The 19,458-nt window shown below is 44.8% G+C and carries 29 protein-coding genes; all 29 read right to left on the minus strand.

Features of this window, described 5'->3' with window-relative positions:
• Positions 1-3: 3 nt before the first annotated feature.
• Complete coding sequence (locus OCV36_RS19085; RefSeq protein WP_108085948.1) at positions 4-933, minus strand: hypothetical protein; 930 nt, start codon at positions 931-933, stop codon at positions 4-6.
• Positions 923-1,369, minus strand: coding sequence for a phage tail terminator protein (locus OCV36_RS19090; protein ID WP_135456759.1), 447 nt, complete (start codon positions 1,367-1,369; stop codon positions 923-925). Before OCV36_RS19090 ends, OCV36_RS19085 begins: the two co-directional genes overlap by 11 nt.
• Positions 1,369-1,797 carry a gp436 family protein gene (locus tag OCV36_RS19095; protein ID WP_108085950.1) on the minus strand — a complete coding sequence of 143 codons (429 nt, stop codon included), beginning with the start codon at positions 1,795-1,797 and terminating at the stop codon, positions 1,369-1,371. The genes OCV36_RS19090 and OCV36_RS19095 overlap by 1 nt, the downstream gene beginning before the upstream one ends.
• Before the next feature lie 2 nt (positions 1,798-1,799).
• On the minus strand, positions 1,800-2,327 hold the full coding sequence (locus OCV36_RS19100; RefSeq protein WP_108085951.1) for an HI1506-related protein: 528 nt from the start codon (positions 2,325-2,327) through the stop codon (positions 1,800-1,802).
• A 79-nt stretch (positions 2,328-2,406) separates the two neighbouring features.
• Positions 2,407-3,300 (minus strand): Mu-like prophage major head subunit gpT family protein, encoded by an 894-nt coding sequence (locus OCV36_RS19105; protein WP_135456760.1) that lies wholly within the window; start codon positions 3,298-3,300, stop codon positions 2,407-2,409.
• Positions 3,301-3,351: 51 nt separating this feature from the next.
• On the minus strand, positions 3,352-3,744 hold the full coding sequence (locus tag OCV36_RS19110; RefSeq protein ID WP_108085953.1) for a hypothetical protein: 393 nt from the start codon (positions 3,742-3,744) through the stop codon (positions 3,352-3,354).
• Between the two features lie 3 nt (positions 3,745-3,747).
• Positions 3,748-4,905 (minus strand): phage protease, encoded by a 1,158-nt coding sequence (locus OCV36_RS19115; protein ID WP_135456762.1) that lies wholly within the window; start codon positions 4,903-4,905, stop codon positions 3,748-3,750.
• 387 nt (positions 4,906-5,292) lie between these two features.
• Entirely contained in the window at positions 5,293-6,357 is a 1,065-nt protein-coding gene (locus OCV36_RS19120) for a hypothetical protein (RefSeq protein ID WP_135456764.1), read from the minus strand.
• Complete coding sequence (locus tag OCV36_RS19125; RefSeq protein ID WP_135456766.1) at positions 6,357-7,619, minus strand: hypothetical protein; 1,263 nt, start codon at positions 7,617-7,619, stop codon at positions 6,357-6,359. The genes OCV36_RS19120 and OCV36_RS19125 overlap by 1 nt, the downstream gene beginning before the upstream one ends.
• Positions 7,620-7,840: 221 nt before the next feature.
• A complete protein-coding gene (locus tag OCV36_RS19130; protein ID WP_135456769.1) occupies positions 7,841-8,308 on the minus strand; it encodes a phage virion morphogenesis protein in 468 nt (155 codons plus the stop codon).
• Complete coding sequence (locus tag OCV36_RS19135) at positions 8,308-8,505, minus strand: hypothetical protein (protein ID WP_108085958.1); 198 nt, start codon at positions 8,503-8,505, stop codon at positions 8,308-8,310. The genes OCV36_RS19130 and OCV36_RS19135 overlap by 1 nt, the downstream gene beginning before the upstream one ends.
• Positions 8,506-8,514: 9 nt before the next feature.
• Positions 8,515-9,918, minus strand: coding sequence for a phage minor head protein (locus OCV36_RS19140; protein ID WP_135456771.1), 1,404 nt, complete (start codon positions 9,916-9,918; stop codon positions 8,515-8,517).
• Positions 9,918-11,513 carry a DUF935 domain-containing protein gene (locus tag OCV36_RS19145; protein ID WP_135456773.1) on the minus strand — a complete coding sequence of 532 codons (1,596 nt, stop codon included), beginning with the start codon at positions 11,511-11,513 and terminating at the stop codon, positions 9,918-9,920. Before OCV36_RS19145 ends, OCV36_RS19140 begins: the two co-directional genes overlap by 1 nt.
• 31 nt (positions 11,514-11,544) lie before the next feature.
• Positions 11,545-13,095, minus strand: a complete 1,551-nt coding sequence (locus OCV36_RS19150) for a terminase large subunit domain-containing protein (RefSeq protein WP_135456775.1) — start codon at positions 13,093-13,095, stop codon at positions 11,545-11,547.
• Positions 13,095-13,673 carry a DUF3486 family protein gene (locus OCV36_RS19155; protein ID WP_135456777.1) on the minus strand — a complete coding sequence of 193 codons (579 nt, stop codon included), beginning with the start codon at positions 13,671-13,673 and terminating at the stop codon, positions 13,095-13,097. Before OCV36_RS19155 ends, OCV36_RS19150 begins: the two co-directional genes overlap by 1 nt.
• Positions 13,674-13,677: 4 nt before the next feature.
• Positions 13,678-13,968 (minus strand): VpaChn25_0724 family phage protein, encoded by a 291-nt coding sequence (locus OCV36_RS19160; RefSeq protein WP_167853037.1) that lies wholly within the window; start codon positions 13,966-13,968, stop codon positions 13,678-13,680.
• Complete coding sequence (locus OCV36_RS19165; protein WP_108085963.1) at positions 13,969-14,289, minus strand: DUF2730 family protein; 321 nt, start codon at positions 14,287-14,289, stop codon at positions 13,969-13,971.
• The gene (locus OCV36_RS19170; protein ID WP_108085964.1) at positions 14,286-14,504 is read right to left on the minus strand and encodes a TraR/DksA C4-type zinc finger protein; all 219 of its coding nucleotides are present in this window, start codon (positions 14,502-14,504) and stop codon (positions 14,286-14,288) included. Before OCV36_RS19170 ends, OCV36_RS19165 begins: the two co-directional genes overlap by 4 nt.
• Positions 14,501-15,034, minus strand: coding sequence for a hypothetical protein (locus tag OCV36_RS19175; RefSeq protein ID WP_135456779.1), 534 nt, complete (start codon positions 15,032-15,034; stop codon positions 14,501-14,503). Before OCV36_RS19175 ends, OCV36_RS19170 begins: the two co-directional genes overlap by 4 nt.
• Complete coding sequence (locus OCV36_RS19180; protein ID WP_245300926.1) at positions 15,022-15,324, minus strand: hypothetical protein; 303 nt, start codon at positions 15,322-15,324, stop codon at positions 15,022-15,024. The genes OCV36_RS19175 and OCV36_RS19180 overlap by 13 nt, the downstream gene beginning before the upstream one ends.
• The gene (locus OCV36_RS19185; protein ID WP_108085966.1) at positions 15,287-15,718 is read right to left on the minus strand and encodes a DUF5675 family protein; all 432 of its coding nucleotides are present in this window, start codon (positions 15,716-15,718) and stop codon (positions 15,287-15,289) included. The genes OCV36_RS19180 and OCV36_RS19185 overlap by 38 nt, the downstream gene beginning before the upstream one ends.
• A gap of 165 nt (positions 15,719-15,883) precedes the next feature.
• The gene (locus OCV36_RS19190) at positions 15,884-16,285 is read right to left on the minus strand and encodes a Mor transcription activator family protein (protein ID WP_108085967.1); all 402 of its coding nucleotides are present in this window, start codon (positions 16,283-16,285) and stop codon (positions 15,884-15,886) included.
• A gap of 81 nt (positions 16,286-16,366) precedes the next feature.
• Complete coding sequence (locus OCV36_RS19195; protein ID WP_135456781.1) at positions 16,367-16,735, minus strand: hypothetical protein; 369 nt, start codon at positions 16,733-16,735, stop codon at positions 16,367-16,369.
• On the minus strand, positions 16,725-16,898 hold the full coding sequence (locus OCV36_RS19200) for a hypothetical protein (protein WP_167853038.1): 174 nt from the start codon (positions 16,896-16,898) through the stop codon (positions 16,725-16,727). The genes OCV36_RS19195 and OCV36_RS19200 overlap by 11 nt, the downstream gene beginning before the upstream one ends.
• A gap of 90 nt (positions 16,899-16,988) precedes the next feature.
• Positions 16,989-17,861: a hypothetical protein gene (locus OCV36_RS19205; RefSeq protein ID WP_135456783.1), complete on the minus strand. Its 873-nt coding sequence runs from the start codon at positions 17,859-17,861 to the stop codon at positions 16,989-16,991.
• Positions 17,862-17,962: 101 nt separating this feature from the next.
• Entirely contained in the window at positions 17,963-18,538 is a 576-nt protein-coding gene (locus tag OCV36_RS19210) for a gp16 family protein (protein ID WP_135456785.1), read from the minus strand.
• Positions 18,535-18,987 (minus strand): hypothetical protein, encoded by a 453-nt coding sequence (locus OCV36_RS19215; protein WP_135456786.1) that lies wholly within the window; start codon positions 18,985-18,987, stop codon positions 18,535-18,537. The genes OCV36_RS19210 and OCV36_RS19215 overlap by 4 nt, the downstream gene beginning before the upstream one ends.
• 56 nt (positions 18,988-19,043) lie before the next feature.
• Positions 19,044-19,241 carry a hypothetical protein gene (locus tag OCV36_RS19220; protein WP_210114723.1) on the minus strand — a complete coding sequence of 66 codons (198 nt, stop codon included), beginning with the start codon at positions 19,239-19,241 and terminating at the stop codon, positions 19,044-19,046.
• A complete protein-coding gene (locus OCV36_RS19225) occupies positions 19,238-19,456 on the minus strand; it encodes an ANR family transcriptional regulator (RefSeq protein WP_108085973.1) in 219 nt (72 codons plus the stop codon). Before OCV36_RS19225 ends, OCV36_RS19220 begins: the two co-directional genes overlap by 4 nt.
• Positions 19,457-19,458: the final 2 nt, after the last annotated feature.

Consider the following 19,458-nt stretch of genomic DNA (forward strand, 5'->3'; position numbering starts at 1 on the left):
CGCTTAGCGAGTCGCGAATACGTCCACATTGCCAATTGGCAGTAATGGGATCGAAAGTGTTTGTGTACCATCTTGCTCGCCATAAGTAGGGCGACCCAATTGTACTTTTTCACTTTTCCATTCGAACTGGTTGCCTACAGCACCATTACCGAACACCACTACATGTTCTGCGCCAGCCTCAGCTTTGCCAAAGCCGTCCCAATCAGATTGTTCGGGCGCTTCAATCACAATCGTTGCGGTAGGTTTGTAATCAGTAATGAGCACCTCTTCATGGCCAACATATTCTTGGTAGACCACCGAGTTTGCTTGGTCGTATTCCAAGCTAATTAACTTGAGGGCTTTGCCGCCAATAGTGAATGACGAATTTTGAACCCCAACTTTGAGCGGAGTTTGCCAGGCTGTAAAATTAGGTACTGGCAGTGAAGCATCCGTCACAGGGGCGAATAAGCCAGTAAATGAAAACTTAATACCACCAAACTCTTTGGCTTTGACTGAGAACGATAACGAACCACGTGCGCCGGTTACTTTGTGTAATGATCCAGATTGGTAAAAGTAGAATGTCAGTGAGCTTGTTGAGTCTTCATCAATCAAATACAGCGTTTCATCCGCCGCACCGCCTGATGAGGTATCACGCTCTTCAATCTTTCGTAGGCAGGCTTTCATTAAGTCACCATAAGGTGCCGCTTGTGTAGTGGTGTTACTTGCCGCCATATCCACGGTGAATTCAACGGTCACATAGACTTCAGTCATGATCTCAGCCGAGTTACCCAATACGCCATTATCGTAATCGAGAGACGACGATTCACCTGCCATTGGAGTGATAGCAAACTCACGACCAAGTAAATAGTTAGGTGAGCCACCATTGATCGCATCAACGCCGTATGTTGATTCCACGGCAAAGGCGAGTATTTTTCTTCGTTCTTTACGGGCCATAACGATTCTGATCCTCTGTGTATTCAGTAATAAATTGATCGAACCAATCAGCACGACCGTTAGAGATTGACATTAAGCGACCATTCCCAAGCCAGAACGGTTCAAACTCATCATCGCCAGACCAACCGAACAGGCGCTTACGTAACTCTTTGCGAAGCGGTTGCCAATCAATGAGGTTACGATTAATACTTTTGTGGGCAATGACCACACCTACGGTTGCCGTGCAGTTTTGTAGATAAGCACCACTGCCACGAGTGTCGGGGCGTGGATTGTCACTGACCAAAAACACAAACAGAGCAGGCGTTCTTTGGAGACCTGACTTTTTCTCATTGATTTGAGAGAGCGAGTCAATTTCAAGCACATCAAGCCACGGCGGCTTAACTTGGGTGTCGTCTTTAAGCCTCTCAATCGTGAGTGCAACCAAATCGGATTTCACTAGACAAATCCTTTTGAACTGGCACGGTCAAACACACGGCCGCCAGATTGCATCATCGCTGTAGAAGTCGCTTGAGGCCGTTCGCTTTTGCTGCTTATCCCCAATTGCACTTTGCCGCTTCCAACCTGCTTTAAGTAATCAATCGCTTCTTTGTGGCGTTTTGATACTTGGTGCTCTTCGCCAAGTTGGTCGTCATACAAGAAGTAACGCGCTATATCGCAGCATAGGCGAGTTAGGATAGAAGGTACGCTAGACAATGGCATTTGGTAGCGTCCCCCTATGTAGCCATCAATGGTTGCGCTGGCATCGGAAATGGCTTGGTCTAACACTTCATTGACGATAAAGTTGTGACTGCCGTCTTTGTCGGTCAGTTGAATGAGCTCATCTTCACTAAAACGTTTGGCCATATCATCGACTGCGCAATACATGACTATTCACCTTTCTCTGTATCGAGATCCATTGGCTTCTTCTCGTCTTGCGTCATTGGCTCTGCTTGCACAAGCCCCCACGCTTGATCACGCTCTGTTGCAGAGACTTTTACACCCATCAGTTCGCTAAGCGCATCGACTTGAGGCTTACCACTTGTGGTGAAGTGCTCAGTGTTACTTGGATCGAGCAGTTGAATGGCGTCGATTAGGTTATTGACCGTTGTTGTAAGAAGCTCATTGCCTTCTTTAGCAGACGCTCCCGCTATATAGGAAGGTGGGGTGATAGCGTCCAAGGGCCCCGGCTGATGACCACTCTCAATGTTTGAAATGTCACTTTGCAGCGCTTCACCTTTCTCCACTGTGACTTTAAGGCGAGGATCGGCCTTAAGCTGTTCCAACTGCGTACTAGTGATACGTTCCGATTCAATTCTATTTTCACCATGCTGGAAGGCGATCCCAGCACGACGATAATTGGTATGCGCAAGGCAGATGACTTCAACAGCTTGAGCAATAAGCGTTTTTTCAGGCATGACATAAGCTCTCCATTAACGGAAAAAAGAAAAGTTGGCACCTTCCAATTAGAAAGGTATGCCAGCTTAAGGTAGTGACTTAAGGCAACCAAGGCACCACAAGGACATCGACGGCTTTCCAGTTGGTGTTGCTGCCGCCATTGGCTTTATGCTCCGCTTCAACCACTGTTTTCGCTTTTGCGCGATTCGACGGACCCACAATTAACAGTTTTGGCATAATGCCTAATGGACGATCTTGATCAGACTTCACACTCATCATGGTCTGCACGCCACTGTTGAAGTTGTTTTCTGTCAAATCAGCTTTAGAGGCAAAAGCTTGCTGCCAAAAACCATAACCCCAGTTACCGCGCGCATCGATGCCGTAAAGAAATTCATCGAGCATGTAAACGTGATCGGAGTTAGCTGCATCTGTCTTATTGGTGAGCTTGTAGTCTTTGCGTTGTTGGTAAATAAACGGCTTAAGGGGACGAGAAGTATCAAGTAAGTACCAAGGATCGCCTGAACCCGCTTGCATGTTAGAAACCGACTTCTCTTTACCTGTTTCACCGACAGGGTGATCAGTATCAAAAAAGTTTTGGCCGTCATAACACTTACTGTCAAAGCCACCTGCAAGCAGAGCAAACAACATTTCATCTGGGTGCGTTGCTGCGGCATGGCCCATGTCTTGGAATTTCGGCATTAACACGCCGTAAGTATCGTCTTCTACATACTCGCGAGGGATCGCTTCTGTTGCTTCGAACTTTTTGTTGGCAAGTGCATAACCGTGTTGCTTCATACGGTTGATTTGACGCTCACCAATCCACTCACGTAAGCGAGAGAATTCACCTAACCAGGCGTAGGTTTCTACCATCGTAGTGGATGGCACGAGTGTGGCAATTTGCGGCCAAAGCTGGGTGTAGCCTTTTTGGCCCTGCTGGTAGTGAGATTTCACCGCCGTGTAAAGAACGTTTATGTTCGCTCCAGTGGTTTGCATAGGGGGCTCCTAAAATTATGCGAAAAAAATCATGCGATAAATGGTGAGGCGTTACACCACAGCGGGCATGATCCAGACCATATCGGAATCGATTTCAGTGATGACGCCCGCAATAGGACGACTCGAAGAAGATGAGTCAATGGACACGCTTGTCTCTGTGTCGAAATACACGGTTGAACCAATATGAGTATCGGTAATGTCACCCGTATTGATTAAGGCAAACTCTTGATGCTCAACTTCAACCTTGCTCTCACCGTTTGCGCCAGCTTTGTTGTCCACGTTGAAAGTGGCAACGCCAGCGAACTTCGACGTACCAACTGCACTTGCAAACGGCACCGCAAAACCCGCTGTTAAAAATACAGGGGCGCACGCCAATAAAACGGCCGCGGCTGCAACGGGATAACCACGCTTAACGCCCGAACGACGGGCAAACACTGCTGTCATAAATCAATCCTCTTCTTTAGCGGCTATGAACTGCTCTTTGGTCAAGCCTGTTGCTTTAAGAACGGCAATCTCTGCCTCAGAAAGCTCGCTGTCTTTCTTCTTATCTTTTGGCGGTTGCTTATCTTGGGTTTGAGTTGCCTTTAGCGCGGCGATGGCAGGTCGAGCATCAAGCATTCCCTTTAGTGCAGCAACGCCTTGTTGGCCACCAAACTCAGTAAGGTACTCAACTTCAGCTTCTACCACTTTGCCTTCTTTTTTTGCGTTATCGATAAGCGTCGAAAGGCTCTCTTTGTCAGTGCCCGCCTTAAGAACTGCAAGCTCACCAACTACACCGTTATAGGCTTTGATTGGCACGTACTTGCTTAGGTCTACGCTGCCACCACTAGCTTTAAGTGCCACCATTTGAGTTTCAAGTCCGTCGGCTTTTTCTGCTTTTACCTTTAACGCATCGAGCGCTGTTAGGGCGGCTGTGGCCAATTCGTCTGTTAGTTCGCCATCGACAGTAATGCCGAGACTGGCTAACAGCTTCTTGAGTGCTTCATTCACGAATGTATCCTCCGCGTAGCTGTAAAGATTCACGTCTACACCAGGCTTGGAGAGACGCACATTGATGTCCGCTGCCAGCGCTGCTACCGATTCCATGTTGGTAATACCAGGATCGTTAGTAATGGCTGCCATGCGTAAAAAGAGAGGTTTGCCTGTTTTCTTGTCATAAGGAAAAACGGCAGAGAGATAGGCGTATTCGTTGCCATCAATGAGAGACTGAGCGCTGTCAGTCCAATCAGGACGAACGTAGAGACCGTGGCCTTCACGCCATTCGATATCGGTTTCAGATGTGATCCACCCAGATGCTGGAGCTTTTTGCCCGGTCTGTTCGGTATAAAGGGTTTGGTGATCGTAATCGACAAGAACTTTGTTGCGCGTCGCTTTAGTGGCCGCAATAAAAGCATTGGCTGATTCTGCATCAAGATACCAATGGCCGTCTTCTGGCTCAGTAGGGCGACCATCTGGCGCTTTAAACTTACCCGCAGGCAATAGCTGACACCAACCATCGTCCGACAACGAGAGTTCCGCAGTCAGAATGGCCATGTTTTCATTTGCTTTGTTAGCACAAAGAACGGCTTCTGCGATTGGGTGAGGTATAAAGGTTTTTGTTTTCATGCCCTCCATATTGAAGGGCGAGAGGGGTTAGGTGAGATTCACCTCGGTGTATGTGTTTCAAATACACCAAATAAAGAGAGGAGCAACAGAGGACCGTCGAAATAAAAAAGGGAATTAAAAAACACGTTCAAACGCTTTGTAACGAGACACACTGCAAAAGTAGAACGTTGATGCCTGTTACTCATTTTGAATGAATGTGCCCCGTTTAACACCCGTTTAAATTTGATATTTGCTGTCGTTGAACAAGTCGTTTGATAAGAAAAAACTGCAATCTTGCCCTATCTAATTCATTGCGACGGTAAGTAAAAAGTGAGTCAACACTAATTTGCAGACTCACAAATTAACGATCATGTATCAAAGTTATAATGGAGTAGCTAGCAACTTAATCTATACTTCGGTACGTATGAGTTCTATAGCTATAGCATCTTTAAATGACTTTCTGTCGATTGACCAATAGTCGAGAAGGCATCCAATTAAGCTCTTTACAGGAACTGAAAGCGAAGAGTAGTTTGTGAACTCTTTTGATGTAGCGCATAACTCTAATTCTTTAGCGACATTAAACAAGGATGTAGTATGAGCATTACTTGAGAGAAATTCAGCGAGTATCGAACTCGGTAATGTATCAAATTCAGTTTCAACTTTACGCTTGACCTGATTTGCAACACTTTTACCTTCTTCAGAGAACTGTTCAACTAGAGATAGAGACATATTGATCATGTTATCAATTCCCTCTTTTCCCATTGAGCCATATGTGAACCCTTCCGCTAATTTTTCTCTTCTTTCATTTTGGTCTAAAAATGAAAGTTCTCGCATGATGTAATCAACTCCAATAGAAAACAACGACAATACGTACGTAAAACACCGATACGCTGTTACTGAGTGAGTCGTGTGCATGACAGTTTGTTGGGCAAAAAATTCAGCTACCTGCAACCATTTGTTACAAGTGTCAAAATTCAACCCATTGGACAGCATTGCTTTGCTTAAGATGATTTGACCTTTCCAATCTCCATCTAACTTTCCAAGCGAATATAATTCTATGTTATTAACAAACTCTTCATCCGAGAGCCTAAGGGAAGGAGTTGCCTTTTTGGAGAGTTTAGATAAGAAGACGCCATCAAGAACCAAAACACCTAATTGCTTCCCGAAGTCTTTAACAGCTTCACGCTTCTCCGTTGTAGCTACAATAGCATCATCAGCAGCTACAGCCTCAGTCAAACCCTTAACCCAAAAAATACGTTCAATCGCTTGTGGCGTTTTTTTGTTTTTTACATCAACAATCGTTATATTTCGGGCAGTGGGCGAAGCTCTACTGTATAGCCATAAATCGATATCAGTTACATCAAAACCTTCATAATTAAACGGAACACCTCTAACAACATAGTATCCTGCTTTATTAAAATAACTACGCAGGTGCTCTTCCATCTCAAAGCCTTTACCTAGCTGTTTAGCCATTATTTAATTCCTCCCGTTCGTAGTGCGCTTATCATATCATTTGTAACAAAAGGGCTTTGTTTAACTTGCTTTCTACGAGTAACCTCACGATTAATCTCGGGACCAATAAATTTGGTTATCGTTGCACCAGGAAGTGAAATCAATGATTCTTGGCTAGCATCTCCGCTTTGAAGTACCTGAAGAGCTAACTCACCAACTTCTTTCTTTAGTAGCCGCATCATATAACCGGTTCTACCTTTCTTTGAACCTTGGAAGGTTTGCACAACCCCTTTTACTTCTAGAACTTTGTAATCTTGGCCTATTGCGTCAATTGGACCAATTGGTTCACCTCGAATCAAAGTTCGGAGTAATGCTCCAATATCAGTTATTCTCCCTCGTTCATAGTAACTCTTAGTAATGCCGTATGTTAGAGATGCAACAAAAGCTTTTGCTAAGTCGAATGCGTCCTCTAACATTGAATTACTATACTTAGAGAATGCAGAAGGTAAAGTGAGGAATCCTGTCTCTTCAGAATGGTTACATACTGCATTGAAGTCGTACAAGCCTACAGAGTGAACTTTATCGAATAGTTTCTCTCCGAGAATTCTTTTTGCCGTAATCACATCAATACAACCTTTACTTTGTAGCATTGAAGAGAGCTCTCTTACTAGGTGCTCTTCTTCTTGCTTTAAAGAATCAAGCACTTTCTTTACCTTTACTGCGGAGTCTTTTCTAAATAAATTCCCGTTAAAGTATATTTTCTCATTACTCTGTAATGTCTCTACATCTACAAATCCATATAACTCAGAATCAAAAATCACTTGGTCCATATTTTTTTTAGAGAGTTTGTGTGCATCAGACAAATACTCTCCAACCTCATTAAAACCTACAGGTTTATTTGAGGAAATTTCTGCTAGCTCAATCACTGAATGTTCTTCAGGTCGAGGAGATAGAGATTCAAATATCTTAGAAGTATGTTGTAACGCTGAAGTAGTAGTAACACCAAGTACAGCTACACCGTTGCTACTTCTGTCAATTAACTCATGGTCAGATAAAGTGTTTAGTATAGTTGGAAGCTCAAAAGAGGTATTTATATTATTGGTACTAGCCAAAGCCTTCAGCCGTTGTTCGTTCAAGACCTGTTCTTCCGATGCAGAGATCGCAGATAACAGAATTCCCGTTTTACCTGCCAAGTAAGTCTTTTCGTAAATCCCTTGATTGTTGGTATTTGCTAGTTTGTTGGTATTGTGAATTAACCACGCACCTTTTGTTTTTGAGTCCATCTTAAGCCCTTTTTAGGTTAACTAACTTATGAGTAACGTTTGAGTTACCGCTAATTTAGTACGCATTTTAGCTCATATTAAAATTACACGCATCTCTACTAGGTGTAATTTAACCTAATTAGTGGACATCCTATGTATAACGTTCACCCTAAAGCATTTCAGATAGCTGTAATGTGACTAAAGAAAATCATCACTTTAATTGACTGTAAAAGTGTTAAACCTTACTCGTTCAACATTTTCATTAAGAACGCTGAGAGAATGTCGTAGATTTCGGCTTTGTCGTCCTCATCAACGCCCAACCATGGACGAGCAGGGATCGCCGCGTTTGAAGGTCGCAGATCTGGCGACCCACCATAATGATGAATTGCGCCGTACTCCAGAGGTGTACCAAAAAACAAAGTATTGCCAAATGATTGGTAAGTTAAATGGCCACTAAGGAATTTATTTAAAGTAAGAATCTCATTCTTATGTTTCGGTTTGTTCTTTTGATACTTTGGAGAAAGCGGTGCCCACGGAACACCTTCTGGGCTTTTTTGATCGCGAAAACGTTGGTCATGGCTAACGAGCAACATCTCGCCAATGTCTCTCATCGCAGGTTGTAAGCTCGTCCCTTGTTTTAAAAACTGGTTTAAACGACGTTGAAGTTTCTCTTGACCGTCAAAGTCGATGGAGTAATGAACGCCTGCCATTACGCTTCCCCGATGGATTGCATCACATAGTGTTCATGTATTTCAGGCGTAGAGTTCGACATCATGGTGGTATAAAGCTCACCAATGCGGTTTGCCTCTTCGCCTTTCGCTACGTCGAGCAGGCGATCCCACTCCAGAAAATCCTCAAGAGTAACGGGCGCTTTAGAGAGTTCGAGTGCTTGATTTAAGTATTTCATAATGTGAGTTTAAATCGTCTTATAGATTGTGTCTGTAATGAAGTTAAAAATTTCCGGATAAGCTTCACTCAGCTCATCAGGGGCAAACAACCAAGCAACAAAATGCTCAGCAAACCATTCATATTCATTGTACTGCGAATATTGGGTGATGCCATGGCGAATAGGAGCCAATGGCGACCCCGCTTTAAAATGCACTTGATGCCCCATTTCATGTGCCCAAGTATTCAGTACTCTAGCTGAATCGCCATGCATCGCTTTGACTACCGTTGATAAAGAGAACTGAGGATTGTTTTTTGATAATTCTAATGCCCTTGTTATTGCTTCATGAAGCTGCTGTATGGTTACTCGACGTAAGGAATCCGTGCTTTTTGCTTTGACTACAACATGGCTCCAATGAGGACTGGTAAAGCCATTTGCTCGGCTTGCCTGCCGATGGTAGAAGTTAGCTAAAGGCATTCTCACGCCTGATTGCAAATACTCTTCAATCGGGGCGATCAGCGGTCGAGATTTCACTTTGCCTGTTAACTCACTCTGCTTCAACACCAGTGTTTTGATGTCATGCTTACTGAGGAATTCAGAGAAAATCGTAAGTTGTGGACTTGGTGCTTGCTCTAGAATTCGGCTTATCTCACCGGAATTCACTCCCTTAACGGTAGAGAACGCACTTTCAACGGTGCGACTTGGCACTCTTTCAGTTAATGGTAATTTCTTATCGAGCACTTGCTTAGTTTGTTTCGTAAGCTGGGCGCTGGACTTAGGTGTGTAGTCAAAGCCTGGATCGATGCCTTTTGGTATTCGATGAACTTCACCTGTGAATTTATCTATCCAGTCGTACTTTTCCACCTTAGGGGAAGCACTGACTTTCAATCCTAAACGCTTCAGTGTGTATTCGCTTGCGGTGAGCTTCTTGCATTTGCAACCGAAACCGTTGATTGGGGTATGCATGTCCCACCACGGGTCATCGAGAGGCAGAACTAAATTGTTCCAGGATAAATGATCATGGCGAGGATGCTCGGAGCCTGAGTGCTTGTAAATACCATAAGGGCGAGAGCCTTTGAGTTGCTCTATTTGCTGCTCTCGGCCTGCGGTATAACTCTGGCGCATGTTGGTTTCATAAATTACCTTACTGCGCCAATTAGCATCGCCCGTATGAGCCCAGCCGTGCATAGCAACAATGTTGTTGAACTCCTTTTTAAACCAATTAAGGCTTTTTCCTTCACTGATCGCCTTATCGACCGCGCTCCTGAAGTCAGCCAGTAAATCCTCTTTCATGGCTCCTGCGACCATAAAGCTGCGGTCGTGGGCCTGCTTCCAAATATCGGTCCATCGCTCAGTTGGAACATTGGTCTTATTACGGAAATAGGCGATTTGCTCTTCGAAGGGAAGCGAGCCGTAATTAACTTGGCCAACCATTACTGACCACTTTCCACATCATTAATGCCTGCCAGCTCTGCCGCCGCCATTGCTTGGGCCATGACTTCGCCCAGTTCCTCTAGGCCAATCTCACCAGATAGGTTAAGAATGTCGTCACGCAGCTGCTTAAGAGAGGTTGCGCTTTCGACTAGCTCGCGCACAGGCTCTATCATGGCTTCCAGTAATGATCCTGCTTCTCGATGCAGAGTCACCACCTGGTCATCGACCACATCGGTTGATTCCGAGGCTTTCAACGCTGCTTGGTTGGTTTGCTGCACCGGCTTTTCTGAGGTGGGGGTATTAGGAACTTTTGCGCCTAACACCGCTTCACCATCTTTGGCCATTGGGATTTGAGTCTTATCGTGCGCCCACTGAGTAGGGATTTTCATTCCAAGCCCAACCAAACCAGGAAGAGAGTCTGACAGATGCTTTAAATCTTCCGCTTCAGTAATATCAAACTCAAAGCGCGGCCCTCTGCGCGGACTTTGGTAACTTTTTCCATTCAATGCATAATAAGGATGCACGACATCACGCGTCATTGTGGCGGCCAAACGCTGCAAATCGAAATCGCGGATCTCTTCTCGTACTTCGTTATGAACATTACCGAGCGCATTAGTGCTGGATTTCCCATCCGCCTGAGAGGTTAGCGTCCCCCCTAAGATGGCTTTAGATTGAGACTTTTCACACCACGCTATCATATCCATAAAGGGGGCAGACTGACCTTCTGCCGCGTTTTGAAAATCAATGTCCATGCCTTTGGGGATAATGCCACCTGCATTATGGCCAATACTCATGACGGCGCGCATTAACGTCATTTTCTCGCCTTCTGTTGCGCCTTCTGGGTAGCGACCTAAGCGAATAGGCAAACCGTAAATCTCTAGAAACTCAGCTAAGTCGCGCACACTGTAATTCTTAAACAAGAATGGCCATGCCAGCACGCGCACCAAACCACTGCGACCTAAGTAGCCTGATTTTGCTTTGGCGGTATGGCTTATCCAACCAAAAGGTTGCAGCGCCGCCCCTTCATAGCTTCCATCACGCAGACGTAATTGAGAGCGGTCTTCTGGGTGAGTCATAAACCATGATGGTTCTCGATGATGAACGTCTGCGATGTAGTGCGATCCTTCAGCAAACTCCCAATCCAATTCGACGTTAGAGTAACTTTTTAAAGTTGCATCACTTAAATCGAAAACCGCATCGTCCATCCAAGTGGCATCTTCCAGCAACTCTTGGATCATCTCGGTATCTTTTTGCTCTTGAGCGGTGGCATTGCGTGGTGGTTTTATTACCCAATCGACCCCTTGCAGCGCCATCTTTCGTTTACCTAACTCACTTTGAATATGAGTGTCTTTCTCTTCCATGTCTTCGGCCAATTCACACTGCGCTTTCAGGTCGCCTTGCTCTGCCTGTTTCATGATGCGCGCTAACTTGGCTGGGTTTAAACCTGAAGAGGGGTGATCGGCAAATTCGCGATAAAGACTAGCAAGCTTGGCATCGGCTTGTGTTTGAGGTTCATCCAGGGCGTCCGTTTCGATTGGTCGCCCCCACTTATCGACTATGCTTGAAAGTCGAGTGTTTGATTGTTGTTTAACCATGGTTTAAACCTGCTTTAAATTACGTGTTGAACTACCAACAACCGCCACCATGCTCAAACATGTGGTAATCGTTAAGGTCACTGCCTTCGGATTGTTGAGGAATAGGGGTAAACTCAATGGCACTGCCTTCCATCCAACTGGCACGAACGGCCATGGCCAAGGCAACCGCAAAGTCGCCGTGGCGCTGTTTACCGTCTTGACCTTTGGTTTTGCCTTTATCGATTTTGGGTACGCCATTGATCACCTGGGCATGACAAAGATCGCCTTTCACATCCTCATTGCGTGGCAATGAAACGTTCTGACTTTCGAATTCCGCTTTGAGTTTTGGCATCCACTCTCGATACCAAGGGTCATTAAGTGACACTTGATCGACCATCTCTGTGCCATAACGAAGTGCTGCGGCTTCGGCTAAATAACCACCATTACCCGTTGCATCAAACGCCATGCCTCGCTTGCGAGGTAAACGGTCAACCATATAGAACATCACTTGGCGCTGAGCGTCATAGGTCATGTTGCGCAGCTCGATATAAAATGGCACGTACTTGGTTAAGTCCTTGCGCTCACCTAACGGAACAAAGATAGATAAGTCACCACGACGGGCAAAATCCTCTCCGAAGGTATGATGATGGCGAGCGTCTAACTTATCGAGTTCTGGTTGCAGCACCGACTGACACCAATGATCAACAAACAGGTTGCGAGCCGCTTCTGGCCACTCCATAAAATCTTTTGATGCTTCTATCTCTAAACAAGGGGCATTATTGTTCATGGCCGCGTCAATGAGCACAATCGGAATGTACTGACCGCTAGAGGCTTTAGGTACGCAGTAGTATTCTTCTAATGCATCATCTTCTGTCGCCGTGTCTTTGAGTAGGTTCGCTTTCCACTCGTCTTCTTTTTCCTGCGTCCATTCTATTTTTTGAATTTGGCAGATACGCTGATACAAGCCTTCGGCGCAAGCATCATCGAGAGTGATGGTATGAATGCTATAACGCTTTTTACCTGCTCGGCTCTCTTGAATCAGTTGATTGAAAAGGTTATCGACGCCGTTATGAGTTGAAATAAGGCGAACTTTTGCGCCCCACATGGTCAGTGCCAGCGCGGCTTTGAGCACTTCTGCCAAACGATCATGGAATGCTGCCTCATCGATGATAACCGTCCCTTGCATACCACGTAGGTTGGATGGATTACTCGATAACGCTTGAACTTTAAAACCTGACTCAAAGTAGATCACAAAGGTGAGGATATCTTTGTCTTCGTCTTTTATGACATCTTCTTGAACTTCTCCCGCCGCTTTATCAAACATCTTGGCCCACATGGCGACAGCATCAATAAACTCGCGCGCCATTTCTTTGTTAGAGCCAACGTAAAACACGTTAGAGCCACCATCAATTTTTGCTGTGCCTGCGGTCAGCGCAGAATCTGCCGCCTCAGCAAAGGTCAGCCCTGTACGTCGAGATTTCTCTGCTATCTTCAATACAGAGTCATCTTTCATCCAACGCTTTTGATAGCCAAGTAAGAGTTCATTTGAGTCAAAAGCAATAAGTTCGTCTTGTGATATCGACTTTAAATCGAGCGCATCCATTAGCTTATCCCTAACAGTTCGTCTTTCAGCATTTTCACTGTTTCGGAAGACATGCCTGCCTTTTGGGCCACGGCCTCGGCTTTATTGGCTGCATCTTCAATCGCTTGCTTACGTACTTCTTGTTGAAGCTTCACGCTGCCAGATTGTGCTTCTTGCAAACGTTTAATGGCTAACGCTAATTGCCCCATGGTTTTGGGATCAATGGTTTTGTCTTTTTCTAACGCCTTCATTTGAAAGTCGAACACTTGAGACTTACCAATTTCGATAAGCGCACGAGAAATATCCGTTTGGGGAATTTCACCAAATTGGCCGACCCATTGATTCGTCAGTTGTTGAGCCTGCTCGTAGCGTTCCATACCCTTACGAAATGTTTGAGCGTAACGACTCATGGCATTGCGTTTGATGTATTCCGGCTCATCAGCCAAGCCTTGTTGGTCAATCTCGACGTTGACTAACGTGCGTATTTTTTCTTGGCTCATCTTGCCATCGCGCAACAGCATGTTGAGTTGGCTTTTCAATTCATCAGGCAGTTGATCAATTTTGCTGATGCGGTGTTTAGTGTGGGTCGATTCCGCCATGGGCTCACACCGGACTTGGGCGCTTAACGCCTGGGTTAGTGGCTTGACCTGTCGCTACATCAATGCCGCGCTGGGTAATGGTTGAAACGAACGTGCCTTTTAAATCTTCATTGGAGATCAACCCTTGTTCTTCAAGCCAAACCAATTCGGCTTTCACTATATCTCGGCTGACTTTGTGACCGTAGGCATCCAACCCGCAATCCAATACGCTATCATTGGCGGTATAACCTGCGGACTCATACAGAACGCGCAAGATGACCAAGCGACGGTCTTTTTGCAGTAGTTCTTTCATCATTTAAGCGGTTTCCTTATCTCGTAAATCATTCTCTAAACGTAAATTGCTGATGTGCTGCAAGGGTTGCAGTGCTGCAGAAAGCGCCTTTAGATCGCCTCGCATGGCTTCAATTGATAGCTTGAGTTCATAAAACTCTTCATGATTGGGAAGCCCACTAACCTTTGATTTCAGTACTTCATGCTCCTGGCGTAGCGTCTCAACCTCTTTCTTTTCTGCGAAGGTTTTCTTCATAGCGAAAGCGGCGAAGGTGCCACCGATGCCAATTCCCCACATCACCCAAGGGGTAAAGGCTCGAATTGCATCAATTGTTTCTGGTTTCATTCATCCTCCAGTTCCGATAGACATCCAACGCAGTGAGTTGAATCGGGGTGAGCCTCAATGCGTTTTCGAGGAATAGGTTCAAGGCATAACGCGCAAAGCACGTCGTCACCCACCTTAACTTGCTCTACGTGTGGCATGGGGTTGCGAGCCATCGCGATGCCGCGTTCGAGTTCGATCTGTTGGTTGGAAACCGATTTGTCTATCCAATCGGTCATGACGCGGTTCCTTGTTTCTTTTCAACATGGCGCAGACCCATAAACGTACCTGCAAGCCCGAGCAACCCAGCGGCTGTCGCCATATCTGCGCCATCGCCATAACCGAGAGCATTAAGGACTGACATGGCGATGACGTAAACACAACCAGCCACGGCGCTAGACACACCAATAAAAGGCCTGGCACGGCGTACTAATGGGTCTTGAGCGCCATCGCCTGATCGAATGGTGGTTTGAGTTTCGTGGTGTTCGGCTTGTCTATCTTGAGCGGCAATGCGTTTACGTTCAGTCAATTCTTTTTCCATCTGAACATTTAACGTTAAAAGCTCTGCTTGTTGCTCTGGTGTCATTTGCTCTAACACATGATTTATCGCGTTTTGTCGGTCGTCTTTATTGGTGAACTCTTTGCCGACCGTTTCAACTGTCTGCGCGACTCTTTCGGCGGTTTCGCTCCCCCCAAATAAAGATGCGATACCACGTATGGCCATTGGCCCCAGCTCAAGAGCCGTGGATGCAATTGCTAAAAGTGACATTGTTTAATACTCCGTAGTTTGGCTAAGCCATCACCTTGAGGTATTGGCAGCACCTTGCCCGTATGGACATCGATTTGATGCTGAATCACGCTTTGCCAACCTTTGTTGAAATGACTTTGCATGGTGGCATCATGGCTGTGTAGTGGTGGGCGACGAGGCTCGGCGCTGTGGTGACGATAAGCAAGTAATTCAAGCTCCAGCCGCTTTTTTTTGCCTTGTTGAAATGACCAATCCCAGTTGCGCCCCATAACATTACGCTCGCTTGATGATAAGCTTGGCGTTCTCGCCATCTAGATAATCAAGCAGCTCATCCATCGCATCGCGCGAGCGTAAAACGGCCCACTCGTCATCAAGCACTCCAAAGTCAAAGCCTGGTGCAATGCAACCTTGAAGCTCTGATACTTTATTCGCAGGATGGAACAGAATATGAGTACGCTGCGATGGGCCCCAAATGGTGACACCTAATGTTTCAGCTTCCAGAGCGAGACATTTACCGAATGTAGGGCTAGTGTGCTGAACCAAGTCATATTCACCTTCAGACACACAAGAGACGCTGGCTTGATTGTTTAAGTTAGGCCGCTCAACGGTTTTAAACATGACATTGCCGTTATCATCCGTTAGATAAGAGAATGTGCCGTGCTTAAAGTAATTACGGTGAAGGGTAAGAGTTTTCTTTTCAGGCATGATTGACTCCCTGTTTGCTCAATGGTTCTGACCAATTTGAGAGTCAATTGTCTAACGTTGGTGACAAGGTGACGCATTCACCTCGGTGCATGTTGAAGTTAGAAAAGATCCAGTAAAAAGAAACGCCTCCGTTCTTGTTTAAGAGACGGAGGCGTTAACGAATAACTAAAACAGGGCGGGTTGCCTTCTGGCGTGTTCAATTTTGCGCATGGTGGCGATGATTTCGTAAATGGCTTTTTCAGACAAGTGATGCTTTTTAGCTAACGGCTTGATGTTACGGCCAGTAAACTCATTATAGATCTCCATGTTACGAATTTGACGCTGTAGTGCATCACCTCGCGGTAAATAGACCTGACCACCACCGATGAACTCCCCAAGTGCTAAAGAGAGCTTTAAAGATAATCCAGATTGCTCAATGCCATTTTGAATTAACTGAGCATCGAGCAGGGTATGGATCTCATGCAGCAGCACTGGCCAGAACTTCACAGGGTCGCCTGCCATAAAGTCAATGTGATCGAGCAGGCTTTCATCAAGCTCTAAATGTTCAAACATATCTTGTTGCGGCATAAATAAACCCTCCCACGTTATATGGGAAGGTTAAAGCAAGGGGAATGATCCTCAAGGGGAGATTTTTTGAGGTTAGATCTTTTAGTTACTAGGGGAGGTACTTAATTCAAACACGGCTGCACGCGCAAGCTCTTGTTCAGAGAGCTTAGCTTCTAATTTTTTGATAAATTCGCTATCTCTTTGAGCATCTTTAGCTTTTTTGATTCGCTCTTCGAGATATTCGATCTGTCTGTCAATGGCGCTAGTAGCCGCTAATTCTGCAACAGATGGTTTATTAGCTGTTTTGTAAGTCCAAAACTTAAAGCCAAAACCAACTAAAATGGGAGCTGCAGTAGTAACAATATCAATGTGCTCAGTGGGCACCCAAATATTAGCAATGCCAACTAGAAGAGCTGAAACGCCTCCAATGGACATAGGCGCAGAAGGTTGTTGGCCATTGTTATTGCTCATCAACAATACGCCTCGCTTTCAAAATCTCTTTTGCCAACTCAGACGAATTAGACAGTTTTACCTTTTTACGAGTAATGTTACCTTTTTCGTCTTCTGTTTCCAAAATGATGGTCGTTATAGGATAAAAATGAGACACAAGTATACGACCCAACTGTCTACTCATCTGAGCTAACCACGGAAGGGACATGACAACACCAATAGTTATCAGTATTACAGTGTATGGATCGTATATTTCAGTCATCGTTTTGAGCCGTTAACCAACCTGTCGAATGAATTCTTCAATAGTATATGTAGTTTTACTTTGCCCGTCCGGTTTAGTCTTCACAGTTTCAGTAAGCTTGATATGAGCGGGTACGGTTTTATTAAACTCTGCATAACCTTTATTAATTCTGTCAATGAAGGCTTGGTCTTTCATTTTTGCAGAGACTAAATCGCCGCTAGGCAGCTTAATCTTCCATCCAGAAGGGCCGTCGAAGTTTACCTGAGAAAAATGAATTGTCACTTGTTTTGTATCGTGATCTTCTTGAGTTAGGCTATTGCGAGGAAGTGCTTTAAATGATGTGGCATCTTCAGACTTGACGGTAGCAATAGCATTATTATCTGAGTCTTTGAAAATCGCTTTAGCCCCATCTTTACCATGAATCGGGCTATATAATACTTGCGTCAACTCCTTTCGAAATTTTTCGTCAGTGATGACAGATGAGATCTCTGGTGAAAAATTGACCGTAGCACCACTATCTAAGATTAGCTCACCTGTAGGCTTCCCGTTCTTTTTCACTTGAGCGACAATTTTTTGATCCTTAAGTTGCTCCATTGCACCGATGACTGTGTTAGTAATAGCTGTTCCACCAACGACAAAACCCAACAAAGCTAAGATGTCCTTTGAATTTTCACCAATAAAAGTGACAAATTCCACCATAAAAGAGCCTTCCTGATGCGCTTTCACTTGTACATCAACTAGAGAGTCTTCTCCGTTAATGATCTTGTTGGCAGCATTGATGGCACGACTAGTGCTTAAAATTGAAGCGCCTAACATTTCAGCACTAATCGTGTGACCTTTAGTTTCTTTCATATCATAGGAGAGTTTAAAGGTGTTTTCTTTTGTATTGATCTGACTTAAGTTCATATTGTGCCTATAAAAAAATTTTGCGACAGTATTAAACTGACAGCTCAACTTCGCAATAAGGATAATGCACCATATGCTAATAACTTGATATAGATCGGTATTTATATTGGCTTCTCCAATTCTGTTAACATTTTTGTAAAGGCATTAGCGACTTTCTCATAGCCCATTAGCTTGTTGGTACGCTCGTTCATTGGTACTGTCCAACCTTTGGCTTTGATTTCATCTATCATCACTCGTTGGTGCCAACGCTTTAGCGCTTCAACAACTCGTGAGGCTTGATATTCATTGCACCACGCGATGCAATCCACTTTATTCTCTTGGTTTTTAAGGATACGCTGAGCGTATTTATCCAATGCCGTTTCGGATTTATCTCGAACAAAGCCATGTTGATACATGGTTATCCAAATGGCGCGACACTTATCGATAATGGTGTTTTTCGATTTACCCGACTTAGGGCTTAAACGTTTTTTAAACGGCTTTTTATTATTGTTTACGTTGCGTTTAAAACCTTTGCTTTCCATTTCAGCTAATACGCTTTCCAGCTCTTTTATGCCCATCTTGCTGCATGATGCTTTATTGGTAATATTAGAGAGAAGTAGACGATAGGTTACATCATCCAATGTTAGTTCACGCTTGGCTACGTGGATGAGTTGAATCAGTTGGTTGCGGTTGCTCACTCATCGCCTCCCTTAACAAGCTCCAAACCTTCTAGCTTTTTAAACTGACGACAAAGAACAGAAGCTTTTGAGAAATATGGCCAATAATACTCATCAATCGCGTAGAGCTCTGGGTAATCTTTTTTGGTGCGTCGCTTGCCTATTGCTTTTTCCATACTTGCTTGTTGTTTTTTTGAATGGCGCGCTTTGGTTTTTAACTTCCAAATCTCTTTTAAAATGGTTGGCATGCCTTCAGGGTGCTCGTCGGATTTATCGCTACAAGTTAATGCACTAATCCAAGCCCCTTTGATGAGATCATCCACATATACCGTTAAAGTGGTTTTGTTTTCACCTTCACGCTCTCTGACAATATGAAGATCATAACCTTTGTATTTGAAGCAAACAGAAACAAATAGGCCGCTCATTTCTTTTTCAATCTTTACCCATTGCTCTTTGGTGATGTTATTCATCGAACTCTCCAAATTTTGGATGAAAAAATACCCGCAGCAGCGGGTATATAACGTGGCTACTGGTCTAAATGCACAATGGCATCGCTGGTGGGCGGAGGGCATAGCCCTAACACCCATCGTAGTGTTTCTTTAACACCGTCTTCGTAGGTCGAATCCGGGTAGCCTGTACTCTCTTTTTCAGTGATGGTTTCTGCATTTTCAATCTCTCGCTCTATGGCTCTTAACGAATGAGGAATAGTGAGTTGCCGATTCATGCCGCCTTACCTTGTTGATAGCGACTCGCCCATGCATCGCAAAAATCAGAACGAGATTGCGCCCAGTGACGATTTTCAGGTTTACGCGCATGTTGAGTGGCTACTGCCCAGGCAAACGTTGCTTCGATAAAAGATCCAACACGCTCAAGGCTTGCCGCATGTTCTGCATGCTTGGGATATTCGCTTTTTTCTTTCTGTATGGTTGTCGCAAACATAA

Origin of the sequence: Vibrio echinoideorum, from assembly GCF_024347455.1 — a bacterium.
Lineage (GTDB): Bacteria > Pseudomonadota > Gammaproteobacteria > Enterobacterales > Vibrionaceae > Vibrio > Vibrio echinoideorum.